This is a genomic window from Acidovorax sp. LjRoot74, assembly GCF_964254355.1.
GTDB lineage: Bacteria > Pseudomonadota > Gammaproteobacteria > Burkholderiales > Burkholderiaceae_C > Acidovorax.
The window spans coordinates 4048963-4063132 of sequence record NZ_CAXUTI020000001.1 but is presented as its reverse complement, the minus strand read 5'-3'; the positions used below and the strand labels follow the sequence as shown (position 1 = coordinate 4063132).

10 protein-coding genes are annotated in these 14170 nt (G+C 67.2%); 2 read left to right on the top strand and 8 right to left on the bottom strand.

Annotated features, from left to right (window positions below):
* Positions 1–30: 30 nt before the first annotated feature.
* Positions 31–3216, bottom strand: a complete 3186-nt coding sequence (locus ACSQ3O_RS19375; RefSeq protein ID WP_436140124.1) for a WD40 repeat domain-containing protein — start codon at positions 3214–3216, stop codon at positions 31–33.
* 102 nt (positions 3217–3318) lie between these two features.
* On the opposite strand from ACSQ3O_RS19375, the gene ACSQ3O_RS19370 reads away from it, so the two are divergent.
* Entirely contained in the window at positions 3319–4254 is a 936-nt protein-coding gene (locus ACSQ3O_RS19370) for a succinylglutamate desuccinylase (RefSeq protein WP_436140123.1), read from the top strand.
* Between the two features lie 24 nt (positions 4255–4278).
* Here the strand turns inward: ACSQ3O_RS19370 and ACSQ3O_RS19365 are convergent, their stop codons facing one another.
* The 7 genes from ACSQ3O_RS19365 to ACSQ3O_RS19335 form a co-directional block, all read right to left on the bottom strand.
* Positions 4279–4818: a DUF924 family protein gene (locus ACSQ3O_RS19365; RefSeq protein ID WP_436140122.1), complete on the bottom strand. Its 540-nt coding sequence runs from the start codon at positions 4816–4818 to the stop codon at positions 4279–4281.
* A 120-nt stretch (positions 4819–4938) separates the two neighbouring features.
* Entirely contained in the window at positions 4939–5850 is a 912-nt protein-coding gene (locus ACSQ3O_RS19360) for a DMT family transporter (RefSeq protein ID WP_436140121.1), read from the bottom strand.
* A gap of 233 nt (positions 5851–6083) precedes the next feature.
* On the bottom strand, positions 6084–9746 hold the full coding sequence (locus ACSQ3O_RS19355) for a response regulator (protein WP_436140120.1): 3663 nt from the start codon (positions 9744–9746) through the stop codon (positions 6084–6086).
* Positions 9747–9771: 25 nt separating this feature from the next.
* Positions 9772–10335: a histidine phosphatase family protein gene (locus ACSQ3O_RS19350; RefSeq protein ID WP_436140119.1), complete on the bottom strand. Its 564-nt coding sequence runs from the start codon at positions 10333–10335 to the stop codon at positions 9772–9774.
* Positions 10336–10482: 147 nt separating this feature from the next.
* Positions 10483–11661, bottom strand: coding sequence for a response regulator (locus tag ACSQ3O_RS19345; RefSeq protein WP_436140118.1), 1179 nt, complete (start codon positions 11659–11661; stop codon positions 10483–10485).
* Positions 11662–11820: 159 nt separating this feature from the next.
* A complete protein-coding gene (locus ACSQ3O_RS19340; protein ID WP_436140117.1) occupies positions 11821–12771 on the bottom strand; it encodes an NAD(P)H-dependent flavin oxidoreductase in 951 nt (316 codons plus the stop codon).
* Between the two features lie 70 nt (positions 12772–12841).
* On the bottom strand, positions 12842–13633 hold the full coding sequence (locus ACSQ3O_RS19335) for a pseudouridine synthase (RefSeq protein ID WP_436140116.1): 792 nt from the start codon (positions 13631–13633) through the stop codon (positions 12842–12844).
* A gap of 132 nt (positions 13634–13765) precedes the next feature.
* Here ACSQ3O_RS19335 and ACSQ3O_RS19330 point away from each other — a divergent pair, with 132 nt between their 5' ends.
* Positions 13766–14101, top strand: coding sequence for an ankyrin repeat domain-containing protein (locus ACSQ3O_RS19330; protein WP_436140115.1), 336 nt, complete (start codon positions 13766–13768; stop codon positions 14099–14101).
* The last annotated feature ends 69 nt before the right edge of the window (positions 14102–14170 follow it).

Here is a 14170-nt window from a genome sequence, read left to right as displayed (position 1 = left end):
GTGAATACCCAGAGGCCCCCGTCGCACCTCCTACCACCGCACCGGCCCCGCCTCATCCCCCCAGAAAATCCACCGGCTGGTCTCCACATACGGCGATGTCCCAATCGAATACGGGTCCATGCCCGCCTCGCTGCGTTCCAGCCGCACCAGGTAGCCGCCGTAGCTCGCAGCCCACAGCACGCTGCCATCGGGGGCCATGTCCATGCCGCTGATGGTGCTGCCGATGTGGTGGCGCCACAGGGCTTGGCCGTCGTCGCTGAGAGCGTGCAGGTAGCCGTCGGCGTCGCCCAGGACCACCAGGCCGGGCTGGGTGGCCGAGGCGTAAACGCGGCAGCGGTCGTCCAGCGTGGGCAGGTCTTCTGCGTCGGTGGGTGCGCGCTGCGGCGCGTCGGCCTGCTCCTGTGCCACTGGCGGCGGGAACGGCGCGAGGGGCACCGACAGCGTGCTGCCCCAGTAGAAGTGGCATGAGTTGGCGAACAGGCGCGTGCCGTCGTGCGAGAAGGCCGTGTGGTGCGGGTATGACGACTGCGGGTCGTATTCGGCCACCAAGTTGCCCCGGGCATCGAGCAGGATGTGGCTGCTGTCCTGGTCGCCCACGGCGATGTGGCGCTCGTCGGGCGAGAGGGCCATGTGCAGCATGTCGAGCGCCAGCGTGGTGATGGTCTGGCCGCCCACCTCTTCGTCCATCTGGTTCTTGGGCCAGGTGTAGGGGCCGTCTTCGTCAAAGGTTTGCGGGTGCAGGCGTTGCACACCGCCACCATCACTGCGGCCATCGTTGCCGCCGTTGTCCGTGGGCGTGAGCAGGTAGATGCCGGTCGGGTTGAGCAGCAGCACGCGCTGGCCGTCGTTGAAGGGGATGAGTTCGTCGCAGCGCTGCCCCAGGGGGCCGGGGGCCACCTGCACATGGGTTGGCAGGCCCTCGTTGCCACGGGGAAAGGAAAAGCGCGCGATCACCGGGCCGTCAAAGCCCTGGTGGGTGGTGATCTGCTGGCCGTCGCTCTGGGCAAAAATGTGCCGGTTGGGGGAGCGTCCCACGCCACGCAGTGCTGGCAGCGGCTGGTGCTGCGGGCCCTGCACGGCCACCCAGTGCGCGGTGTCGTCGTAGGCGGGGCCAATGCGTGCCAGCACGCGGCCATCGTCCAGCGCGATCACCGGGCCGATGAAGCAGCCCGCGTTGGCTGCGCGCTGCACAAAGGCATCGGGGGCAAATGCAAACCGTTGGCGGAAGCGCTCGCCCAGGTCGGCGTCGGCATGCCGGTGGACCACGCGTGCCAGCTGCAGCACGGTGGGCGCGGCGGCCTTGCGCGGGTCGGGGGGCAGGGTGTTTTCTTTCTCTTCTTGCTCTGCGTCTTCGTCTTCGTCTTCCCCCTCGTCGTCTGCAGCGGCTGCGTCGTCCGCCGTGGGCTCGGGGTTGTCTTGCGCCAGATGGTGGGCGCGCACGGTGGCCACATAGGCCTGGCCGTCGGTTTGCCATTGGGCCGACAGCTCCATCAGCTCCAGCGGGAAGACCGCCACATCGGGCACATCGGCTGCCAGGGGTGGAGTGGCCAGCAGGTGCACGGTTGCTTCAATGCGCCGGGCCTCGGCCTGGCGGGCGGCATTCTGTTCGGCCTGGGCGCGGATGCGGGCTTCCATCGCGCCATAAAAGCGCAGCAGGCGGGCGATGTGGTCGGCCGCCCCCCGGGGCAGCGGGGCGCGGCTGTCGTTCTGGCGCTGGGCGCAGGTGAACTCCACCACCGCAGGGCCTTCGCGTGCTTCGTCGATGTTGATCTGGTAGGCGCTGTGGGCGTTGTCTTCGTCGTCGCCCGGTGCGTCGTCGCCGTTGTGCCAGCTGAGCTTGAGCGCGCGCCCCCAGGGCTCGCCGTCGTGCATGCAGGGCTGGCGTGCGCCCACCCAGATATCGTCCTCCCACCAGCCATTGCGGTCGCTGTCCCACCAGTCGTTGTACTGGTCGGTGAACACGGGCAGGCTGGTGAGGGACTCGATGTGCTCGGCCGTCAGCGTGGCCACCAGGCGCTGGTGGAGCGGGTAGCGCGCGCGGTGCTGGCCCACGGCCTTGCGCACGTAGTCGAGCACGCCGCGCCAGGCGCGCTGGCAGGCCTGCCAGGCTTCGGGATCGGTGCCCTCGGCCAGCGCCTGCCATTCGCCCGCCTCGCCTTGGTTGTAGCGGCGGTACAGCAGGGTGAGCTGTGGCGCGGTGGGCACGCTGCGGCGCAGCAGCGTGGCCGCCAGCCGCTGCAGCAGGCCCTGGGGCGCGGGCGTCTGCTCGACCGAGAGGTAGAAGTCCCAGGTTTTCCAGACGGTGATGAACACGTTGTCGTCGCGCTGGTCGCCGTCTTCGTCCACATGCCGCTGGCAGATCGAAAAGTCGGTCTGCTGAAACCAGCCATAGGCCTTGTGCTCCTTGTGTGCGATGACCTGCGTGTGCACCACGGTCAGGATGTTCTGCACGCTGATGGTGTTGTCGGCGCACAGGTCATGCGCCAGCGGCCAGGCGGCGTGGATGTCTGCGCTGCTGTGCACCGCGCTGTCACCGGCCCGCACGGCGGCCACCACCTGCGGGCGGTCCAGCATCGCCGCCAGGCCCTCTTCGCCCGACGCTGCCCCGTGAAGAAATTCCGGGGCGAACATGGCGCCCAGCACCTCGCCGGAGAACTCCGCCAGGTGGGGCACGGGGCGAACCTCGTCCAGCAGAAACTCCACCTGCTCGGGGCCTTCGATGTGCAGGTGGTATTCGTCGGTGAACAGCGCCACGCGGACCTGCAGCCCGCCGTGCACGTGCAGCTCACCGTGGTTGTAATGGCCCCACAGCAGGCCCTGCACCCTCAGTGCGCCCTGCACATACAGCAGCTGCCCACCCACCACGGCGTTGTGCACCTGGGCGTCGCCCCGGACGATGAGGTGGGTGGCACCGTCGGTGTTGTCGCAGGTCAGCGCGCCGTCGATCTGCAGCTGGCCTTCGACCAGGATCAGAAAGGGGGCGCGCTTCGGGGTGGTGGTGCCTGGGGCGCTGCGTTCGACCATGTCTCGCAGCGGGCTGCCGCTGGCCAGGGGCGCATCCAGGTGCAGCTCGGGCACCTGCACGTCGCCGGTGATCCACAGCACGGTTTCATCGGCCAGCGCGCCAGGGTCCTGGGCCAGGCGCTCGGCCATCCAGCAGTCGGCAGGGATCAGGGCGGCCACGTCGGCCAGCGGGCAAAGTCGGGCAGTGGGCATGGGGCGCGGTGTGGAGCAAAACCGGCGGGCATCGTACACCGCAGCCATGCACGCATGGGGCTTTGCGCAGACAATGATGTGTTGTCTTATTAATGGTCCCCCATGTCCCAAAATCCTCCCGTTTTTGAAGTCTTGCCCCGCGACCTTTCGGCCTACCGCCAGGGCAATGTGGGCATCGACTATGTGCACCGCTTCGAGTCGGGCAAGCCCGGCCCCCATGTGCTCATCAACGCCCTCACGCACGGCAACGAGATCTGCGGCATGGTGGCTGCCACGCACCTGCTGGATACGGGCGTGCGCCCCCTCATCGGCACGCTGACCATCAGCTTTGCCAACGTGGCCGCCTACGAGTCGTTTGACCAGAGCCGCCCGTTTGAAAGCCGCCAGCTGGTGCACAACCTCAACCGCGTGTGGTCGGCGGCCGAGCTGGACGGCACCGCAGACAGCCCCGAGCTGAACCGTGCCCGCGCCTTGCGCCCGGTGGTGGCTGCGGCCGACCACATCCTCGACATCCATTCCACCAGCCAGGACGTGCAGCCGTTCTGGGTCTACCCCGCCTACCCGCGCAACGCCGAGGTTGCGCTGGCCCTGGGCCGCCCGCCCGTGCACCTGGTGATGCCCAGTGGGCTCGGTTCGGGCACGCCGCTCATCCAGCATGGCCGCCACGGCCAGGCCGATGGCACGGGCGTGGCCCTGGTGGTGGAGTGTGGGCAGCATTTCCTGCAATCGGCGGCCGATGTGGCCACGGCGGCAGCGCTGGATTTTCTGGCGCACTTTGGCCTGATCGCACCGCGTACCGACCGGCCCGCGCCCGAGGCACAGCGCCGCTACGAGCTGCTGGAGACCTGCATGGTGCGCACGGCAGACTTCCGCTTTGCGCGGCCGGTGCAGGGCTTTGAGGTGTTTGCCAAGGGCGAACTCATCGCCACCGATGGCCCGCACGAGATCCGCGCGCTGTGCGACGACTGCACGGTGATGATGCCCACGCGCGAGCCCATCGTGGGGCGCGAGGCGGTGTACCTCACGCGGCCGATCTGACCGGAGCGCGGCGCGCCCGGTGGCTCAGAACGACGAACCGGGCTGCTGCAAGAACGCCAGCTCCTCGGGCGTGGAGCTGCGCCCCAGCACCGCGTTGCGGTGCGGGTAGCGCCCGAAGCGCGCAATGATGTCGCGGTGACGCACTTCAAACTGCAGGTTGTTCTCCAGCCCCGGCTGGTCAAACAGCACCAGGGCCTGTGCATGGATGGCGGCCGATTCGCTGTGCATGTAGGGCATGTAGGCAAAGGCGCGCTGCACGGGCGTCAGCGTGGCGTCGTGCCCCCCGGCCACCAGCTCCTGGGCCAGCGCCAGGGCCTGGGCATCCTGGGCAAACGCCAGCGGCGATCCCCGGTGCAGGTTGCGCGAGAACTGGTCCAGCACCAGGATCTCGGCCAGGCGCCCCAGGGGCGTGGCGCGCCAGGCCCACAGCTCGCACTGCTGCGCGGCCTGCCAGGTGGCGCCAAACCGGGTGCGGATCTGTGCATCCAGCGCGTCGCTCTGGGCAAAGTGCTGCGCGGGCGTGAGTTCTTCAAACCAGAAGTGCAGGATGTCGTGGGCTTGCATGGGCTGAGTGTCCGGTTTTATTGAGAAAAATTGGCCGTTTCCGCGCGCTGGTATTCGTTTATTTGCTATCAAATTTGTAGTTTTTAATGCGCAATCGATGGTGCAGCGGCGCCGCCGTCGTCAGGGCGGCACCACGGCCTGCGTGCGCTCCTGGCGCACCAGATACAGGCCGCTGCCAATGATGATGGCGCCCCCCAGCAGGGTGCTGTAGCCGGGCACGGTTTGCCACAGCACCCAGTCCAGCCCCATGCCCCAGGCCAGGGCCGTGTATTCAAACGGCGCCACCACCGACGCCTGCCCGTGGCGGAAGGCCTCGGTGATCGCCAGCTGGCCCGCAAAGCCGGTCGCTGCCAGCCCTGCCACCAGCGGCCAGTGCGCCTGGGCCACGCCCACCCACTGCGGCCAGGCCAGCGTGCCTGCGCCCAGGGCCAGCAAGGTGGTGGTCCAGAAGACCAGGCTGGCGCTGGAATCGGTGCGCGTGAGCAGGCGGCCCGTGATGGCCGACACGGCATAGCAGACCGCCGCCGCCAGCACTGCCAGCGCCCCCAGGGTGAAAAACGCCTCCTGGCTGGGGCGCAGTGCCACCAGCACGCCCACCATGCCCAGCGCAATCGCCACCCAGTGGGCGGCGCGCACCTTTTCGCGCAGCACCACGGTAGAGAGCGCCGTGATCAGTAGCGGCGCGATGAAGAACAGCGTGTAGGCCTCGGCCAGCGCCAGCTCGCGGATGGCAAAGGCAAACAGCGCCAACATGGCCACGTTGAGCCCGCCGCGCAGCAGGTGCAGCGGCCAGCGCACCTGGAGCAGCCGGGGCACCTCGCCACGCCACAGCACATACAGGGCCACCAGCGGCAGCGCGGCCCAGCCCCGCAGCGCGGCGACCTGCATGGCCGGGTAGTGCGCGGTGAGGGTCTTGAGCAGTGCGTCCATCAGTGAGAAGAAGCCCACGGCAGCCACCATGGCGACGATGCCGCGCAGGTTGCCCGAGGGGGGCGCCAGCCCGGGGTGTGTGTGGGGCTGCGCGTCAGACATCGTGCGATCCCGCGGCTGCAGGCCCGCAGGCACAGCCTCGCCCGGGTTGGCTTTGGTGTCGGGGCTGGTGGGGGGGGAAACACCAGCGGCAAGAGGCCGTGATAACGGTGGGCGTAGCAAGAGCATGTGGGGTGTGGCCCTGCGAGGCCGGCGCCTGGGGTGGCAGGGCCATTGCGGGGGGTGTGCGGCAAGGCCAAAAAGTGTAGCGCAGGCCCGCCACGCCCAAGGGGGCGTCAGCTGGCCGGTGGAGGGGCGGCCGGTGGGGTGGATGCGGGCCTGTGTGCATCGGCGGCGTCGTAGGGGTTGTCTGCCGCTGCCAGCGTGGCATCGAGCAGCGCCAGTGCCTGCACAAAGTCGAATCCATCGATGGCCTGGGCCAGGGCCTGGGCACGGTCCGGGCAGTGCTGCCGCATGGCGGGATGCAGCTCAGCGTAGGCAGCGCTCGCATCCAGGTCGTCACTGGCCAGCAAAGGCCGGAGCTTGTGCAGGCCTGCACGCAATTGCTCAACATCGCCGGGGGGGGGCGTGCCCGCCGCCTCGGTGGCGGCATCCACCACAAAGCGGAGGGACTGCACCAGCTGCTGCAGCCTTGCATCCATGTCCTGCAGGGCCTGGGTGGTCGCTGCGTCGTGGCCATCCCGGGGTGTGGCTTGGAGCCTTGCCTCGGCCTGTTGCGCCGCCACGTGCAGGCCCGTCAGGCCCGCCGTGCCCGCCAGGCCTTTGAGCGTGTGCACGGTGCGCAGTGCTTCGGCCTGCTTCCCGGTGTGCCACGCCTGCAGCGCCGTCCGGGCGTCCTGGCGGTGCTCCACCACCAGGCGCTGCAGCAGCCTGACCAAGGCCGTGAAATTGTTGCCGAGTGAGCGCAGCCCTTGCTCCAGCTGAAAGCCCGGCACTGCCTGGAGTTGTGTGCGCATCCGCGCTTCGTTACCCGGCGTGGCGCTGGCGGGTGCTATAGCCGCCGGGGCGGGGGCGCCTGCTGCCAGCACCGCACTGGGCAGGAGGCGTGCCAGCACCCGCGCCAGCTGTGCGGGGTCCACCGGCTTGGGCAGGTGGTCGTTCATGCCGTAGGCCAGCGCGGTGGCGCGGTCTTCGGCAAAGGCATTGGCCGTCATGGCCACGATGGGTGTCTGTGCATGGCCTGGCAGCGCGCGAATCTGGCGGGTGGCCTGCAGGCCGTCCAGGCGGGGCATCTGGATGTCCATGAGGATCAGGTCATAGCGCTGTTCGCGAGCGCGCTCCACGGCAATCAGCCCATCACCTGCCACATCCACGGCAAAGCCCAGTTGCCGCAACAGCTCTCCGGCCACTTCCTGGTTCAGCGCGTTGTCTTCTGCAAGCAGCAGGCGCAGCCCCGGTGCGAATTGCACGGGCTCATCGGCGTTCGGTGCGGGTGCACCGGTCTCTGGCCCTTGTGCGCGGTTCCAGACGCGCACCAGCACCTCTTCCAGCGCGGTGGGCAGCACGGGCTTGGGCAAGAAGGCGGAAAACGGGCCTGCATCCACCTCATCGGCAGGGCAGCTCAGGCTGCCGCTGACCAGGATGCAGGCAGGTCGGTGTTGGAGCGGCATCGCGCAGATCTGGTGCCAGGTCTGGGTGCCGTTGAGGCCTGGCATCAGCCAGTCGGTCAGCACCAGCTCGTAAGGGTCGCCCACCTCATCGGCCTGTGCCACTGCCTGCAACGCCAACGTGCCAGACGAGACCGCATCGGCCCGCGCGCCCAGGTGGGTGAGCATGTCGGCCAGCAGCTCGCGGGCCTCTTCCATGTCATCGACCACCAGCACACGGGTGCTGGGGGGCAGGGCCTGCGCGTGGTGCGACGCAGGGGCCTGCGTGCTGATGCCAAAGGGCGCCTCGAACCAGAAGGTGCTGCCCTTGCCAGGTTCACTGCGCACCCCTACCTGCCCGCCCATCAGATCAGCCAGGCGGCGCGATATGGCCAGCCCCAGGCCGGTGCCCCCGTGGGTGCGGGTGGTGGAGACATCGGCCTGCTGAAACGCGAGGAAGAGCTTGGCCTGCTGTTCCGGGCTCAGCCCGATGCCGGTATCGCGCACTTCAAAGCGCAGGCGCACCTGGGTGTCTTCGCGCTGGACCACAGAGGCGTGCAACGACACGCTGCCGTGCTCGGTGAACTTGACCGCATTGCCCATGAAGTTGGTCAGGATCTGCCCCAGCCGCACACCGTCCCCGTGCAGGATGGCTGGAACCCCTGCCAGTTCGGCCATCACCTCGAGGCCCTTGGCCTCGGCCTTGTCGCCGGTGATGGTGAACACATTGCTCACCACCTTCTCCAGCTCGAAATCGGTAGGGTCCAGGGCCATCTTGCCCGCTTCGATCTTGGAAAAATCCAGGATGTCGTTAATGACCGCCAGCAGGTGCATGGCGGCGCCCGACACCTTGTCCAGCTGCCGGCGTTGGTGCGGGTGGGTGGTGTCGCGGCGGATCAGGTGGGTCAGCCCGATGATCGCGTTCATGGGTGTGCGAATCTCGTGGCTCATGTTGGCCAAGAAGGCACTCTTGGCCTGGTTGGCGTCGTCGGCCATGGCTTTGGCACTGCGCAGTTGCGCGTTGGCGTGCTGCAGTTCCAGCGTTTGCTGTGCCAGGGCCTGGCTGGTCTTCTCCAGGTCGAGGGTGCGTTCGGCCACCAGCTGTTCCAGTTCGTCGCGGTAGCGGGTCAGTTCACGCTCGGACTGCTTGCGGCTGGTGATGTCCACCCAGATGCCGGTCATGCACTCACGGTCGTGCATGTGCAGGGGGCGCATGGACACCCAGAAGTCGCGCACGTTGCCTGCCTTGTCGCGCCGCTGGGTTTCAAAGTCCTGGCCACCCAGGTCCTGGATGCGCCGCAGCTTTTCATCGACCTTGCTTTTGTCCGGGTCCAGCTGCAGGTCGTACAGGCTCATTCGCGAGAACTCTTCGCGCGTGTAGCCCAACGGTTCATAGGTGGCGTCGTTGAAGCTCACGAACTGCAGGGTCTGCATGTCGAGCACCACGATGCCGATGGGGGCCTGGCTGATGATGTTGGCGTGCAGTTCTTCGCGGTCATGCAGCTCTGCCAGCGCCAGGCGGCGCTCGTCCTGCGCTTTCTGAAAAGCCAGTACGGCATGGGCCATATCCCCGATGAGCGTGCCTTGGCGCGCGGCCGTGGCCTTGATCAGCGCGAAGGTCTTGTAGTCGCTGAGACCACTTTCGCCGCGCGACAGCTTTTGCAGAATGAGGTTGAGCCGGTCCAGCTGGCGGGATGTGGACCGCGACAGCACAAACCACAGTGCCAGAAACACCAGCGCGGCCAGCGTGCTGTAGAGGCGCATGCGGCGATCAAATTCCTCCAACTGGTTGCGCGTGCTGGCGGCGTTCTGGATCGCATGGTCCATGAATGTCTTGGCAATGTCGCCCATGCGCAAGGCGAACACGCCGTAGTACGCCGTGGCGCTCAGCAGATGTTCACCCGCCAATGACTGGTCGATGGACATCTGGTCCGAGCTCATCAGGGCGAACTGGCGAAACTCCTGAAACGCGCTCAGTGCTGCAGGGTAGTGCTCCCGGATGTGCGAGAAGTCAGGGGCGGTGGTCAGTGCGGTCAGGTCCTTTTCGAGCGCAGCCATTTCGTCCACGATGCGCGCATGAAGCTGGTAGGCCTTTGCTTCATCCACGTTCCGGTCCTTGGCGGCGGTCAGGGTCTGTGCGAGCCGCAGCTTGATCTCCAGCAGCCGACGGCTGATGGCCTCCGCCTGGGCCGCCACCTTGATGTCCTCCTCCTGGCTCTGCAGGGCCTTGCGCTGTATGGCCTGGGTGCGTTGCTGCACCGCATAGTCAAACCCCATGCCCACCAGCACGGCCAGCGCCACTGGCAGAAAGAAACGCAGAAAAAACCGTTGGCGTTTGAGCAGAAGGAGCATGGGCAATGGGCTGCGCGAAAGTGGGTCAGCGCTTGGGCGGGGCGTTGAGCAGGGTGTTCCAGTGCGACGGAGGAATGCTGCCCAAGTATTCAAACCGGGACTGCCCCAGCGGGCGCAGCACCACCATGGTTCCTTCGGGCTTGACGAAATAGCCCATCAGGTCTGCCATGTTCGGCGCGTGGGCCACGATGACGCGGTTGGTACCCGCAGGGACCGGGGTGGATACGAGGGCCTGCGTGGCGGCGATCACGGGTTTCTTCTGCTCGCTGGTCAGATGGGCCGTGTAGGCCAGAAGGGGCTCCACGCGCAGCAACTGGGGCTGTGCGGCAAACGTGAGCTGCGCGCTTTCCATCGCCCGGCACAGCGGGCTGTGGATGACCTCGCCCACGGGGACTCTGGCGCGCTGCAAGATGAGGCCCAGTTCGCGCGCCTGTTGTCGGCCGGCATCGCTGAGAACACGCTGGGTGTTGCAGTCGTTCAGATCCACCTGCGGGGCTCGGTCCACCCGGCTGCTGTCGGTGGCGCCATGGCGCAGGTAGAGCACAAAACCGCCCTGGCGCATCTGTGCAAGCAGCGCGGAGCTTGCCAATTTCTCCTGGAAGTTCTGGTCTTGCGCGCGACAACCTGCTGACCATGCAACGGCCCCCGCGACAGCCATTCCGACCACCCAACCCCTGGCATTGCGGGCAGGCTCGCTGCGGTGCGCGAAGGGCGTGATGCGAATGGCGAGCATGCGTCAATGCCCCGGCTCGGCTTCCGGATGGTCTGCAAACTGTTCGGCGATGGCTGCAAATTGCGGAACCAGTTCTAGAAATGCGTCGCAGATGTCGGGGTCGAAATGCTGCCCCCGGCCATTGCGGATGATGTCCACCGCATCGTCGAGTGTGAAAGCCTGCTTGTAGTGGCGGCGCGAGATCAGCGCGTCAAACACATCGGCGATGGCCATCAACCGGGCGGGCAGCGGGATGGCGTCGCCCTGAAGGCCTTCGGGGTAGCCCGAACCGTCCCATTTTTCGTGGTGGCCCGCTGCGATCTGGCGCGCTGTCTCCAGGAATTCGAGGGCCGAGTTTCTGGGCGCTGTGGCGGATGACAGCGATCGGTGGCGGCTCATCTGCAGCACGTTGCGGATGGCCTCCTCGATGGCGTCGGCACCAATGCGGGCATGGGTCTTCATCACCTCGAACTCTTCGGGCGTGAGGCGTCCCGGCTTGAGCAGGATGGCGTCGGGGATACCCACCTTGCCGATGTCGTGCAGCGGCGCGGCCTTGGCGATCTGCTGGCGCTGGTGGGCGCTGCCCAGCAGGTGTCGAAAGCGGGGGTGGTCCTGCAGGTGCAGCATCAGCACTTCGATATAGGCCTGCGTGCGGTGCAGGTGGTTGCCGGTTTCGTTGTCGCGTTTTTCGGCCAGCGTGGCCATGGCGTGCAGGCTGAAGTCCTTGATCAGCTCGTTTTCGGCCATGCGGCGCTGCACCTCGGTATCGAGGTAGCTGTTCTGGTCGGCCAGCCAGTCGCGTGCGGCCTTCAGCTCCAGGTGGGTGCGCACCCGCGCCAGCAGCACGGCGGGCTTGATGGGCTTGGCCACATAGTCCACAGCGCCCGCCTGCAGGCCACGTTCTTCGTCCGCAATGGCGTCGAGGGCGGTCACGAAGATCACCGGGATCTCGCGGGTCTCAGGCGCGGCACGCAGGGCGGCCAGCACCTCGTAGCCGTCCATCTCCGGCATCATCACATCGAGCAGGATGATGTCGGGCACCGGCTGGGTGTAGGCGACCTGCAAGGCCCGTTGGCCCGAGTTGGCCACCCGCACGTGGTAGTACGGGCGCAGCAGCTGGCCAATGACGGTCAGGTTTTCGCGGGTGTCATCGACGACCAGTACTGTTCTGAGCAGGGCTTTGTCATCGGTCGGCAAAAACATGGTCGGGGTGCTTTCGGGCTACCACGCAGAGAATCTGCTGGGGTGTAAGTCCATGTTACTGTCCTTACAGGAGCTGACAAGCTTTCTATGACGCGGTGGGTGGGCCCTGCACGGAGTCCCTGAGCCGCCGCCGTACCTGCCGGGGCGGGCGACCGGCCTTCAGCCAAACGACCGCGCTGCGGCCATCGCCCCCATGCGCTGGCTGATGGCAAAAAACTCTGCCACGGTGTCGTCAATGATCTGCTGCGCGGTCTTGACGGAGTCAATCAACCCTGCCGTCTGCCCCGCCAGCGCAGGGGCTGCCTCCATGTCGCCGTCAAAGTACACGCGCTGGATGCCCGCAAAGCTGTCGGCAGGCATGAGGCCAGCCTCGTGAATAGCCTGGGTGCGCTGCGACTTGAGCGCACGGATGCAGGGGCTGGCCTTGGTGTTGAGCATCCAGGTCCCGGTCACGCCCGCGTCGACGATGGCGTTCTTGTAGTTGGCGTGCACGGGGCTTTCGGCGCAGCTCACAAAACGCGTGCCCATCTGCACGGCCTCGGCCCCCAGCGCAAAGGCTGCGGCCATGCCGCGCCCGTCGCAGATGCCCCCAGCCGCCACCAGCGGAACATCCACCTGCGCGCGGATGGCCTGCAGCAGCACGAGGGTGGAGACCTCTTCGGGGTTCTTGAAGCCGCCGCCTTCACCGCCTTCGACCACCAGGCCGTCAATGCCTGCGTCCACACATTTGAGCGCCGCGTCCACCGTGGGCACGGCGTGGTACACGGTGATGCCCGCATCCTTGAGCGGCGCAATGAACTTGGCCGGGCTGCCCGCCGAGGTGGTCACAAACTTCACGCCCGACGTGCACACAAAGCGCAGCATGGCGTCGTCCTTCAAAAAGCGGATGGGCAGGTTCACGCCAAATGGCAGGCCCTGCGCGCTCATTTGGGTGATCTCGGCCTGGCAGTTGGCGGTTTCGCCGGACGAGGTTTCGATGATGCCCAGCCCACCCGCGCGCGACACCGCCGAGGCCAGCTGCGTGCGCGCAATCCAGCCCATGGGCGCCTGGATGATGGGGTAGCGCGCACCGGTGTGGGCAAGGACGCGGTTGGTGGCGGGTGCGGTCATGGGCGGTGTCTCCTGATTTTTTGGGAGCGCCCATTATTTCGACGGGTGTGCTGTCGCTGTGTCGCCCGCGTTACGGGGCCAGGGCGGGTGTCTCTTGCCAGGGCAGCTGCACAAACAGGCGCTGCCAGTCGGCGCAGGCAGGTTCTGTGGAATCGTCTGCGGGGAGGTGCCCACAGCCCAAGTCCGCAGGCCCAGGCCAGCGCAGCCCGCTGTCGAATGTCATTGCCACCCCCGTCACTGGGTGGGGCACCGTGAGCTGCCAGGCATGCAGCCACAGCCGCTGCTGGCCCAGCCGCTCGGCCCACCAGCGGTTGAGCGGGCCTTTGCCGTGCGTGGCATCGCCAATGATGGGGTGCGCCAGGTGCTTCAAGTGGCGGCGGATCTGGTGGCGCCGCCCGGTGGTTGGAATGGCCTCGACCAGCGAAGCGCGCGTGGTGGAAAAACGGGCATCGCTGGCCTCGGGCAGCGTGAGCTGCGCCAGCCGCCGAAAGCGCGTGTGTGCCTCTTGCACCGCCGCATCGGCCGGGGCGTCATCGGGCTTGAGCGCGTGGTCCACCTCGATGGCCTCAGGCGCCCAGCCGCGCACCATTGCCAGGTAGCGCTTGTGCGTAGCGCCCTGCTCAAACGCCTGCGACAGCGCGCGTGCCGCATCGCTGTGCAGCGCCATCACCAGCACGCCGCAGGTGCCCTTGTCCAGTCGGTGCACGGGATAGACATGCTGGCCCAGCTGGTCGCGCAGGGTCTGCATCACAAACCGCGTCTCGCCCGCGTCCAGCCCCGTGCGGTGCACCAGCCAGCCTGCGGGCTTGTACACAGCCACCAGGTGCTCGTCGCGCCAGAGGATGGGCAGGGGAGGGGGCATGGGAGCGTGGGGTACAGGTTTAAAGGTGGCGCCACACCCCTTCTTTGGTGGGGTAGGGAAGGCGCGCATTGTGCAGCACACAGGCCTGCCTACACTGCTACGTTTTCTGCAACGCGCTCAAGGAACAGGCCAATGTCCGCTGGAGACTGGAAAGACATGTACGCCGCCGCCGTGGCGGGCGACCTGGCGCTGGTGCGCCACCACATCAGCGCGGGCGTGAACCCCAACTACCAGCACCCCGAGATCCTGTGCACGCCCCTGGTGGCCAGCCTCGTCCACGGCCACGACGCCATTGCGCACTACCTGCTGGCCCATGGCGCCGATCCTGGGTTGCGGTCCGACTTTGACGACATGACCCCGCTGGAGGCCGCGCGCCGCCACCGGCGCACCGAGTTCATTGCCTTGCTGCAGGCGCAGGGCGCGAAGGAAGAGCGCAAGCCTTTTTGGTGGCGCTGGCTTCCGGTGTAGAACCAGGCTTAATCATCCGTAGAGCCCGCGCGGCGCAGGCCGATGGCCGCCGTGCAAGGGCCGCTCCGC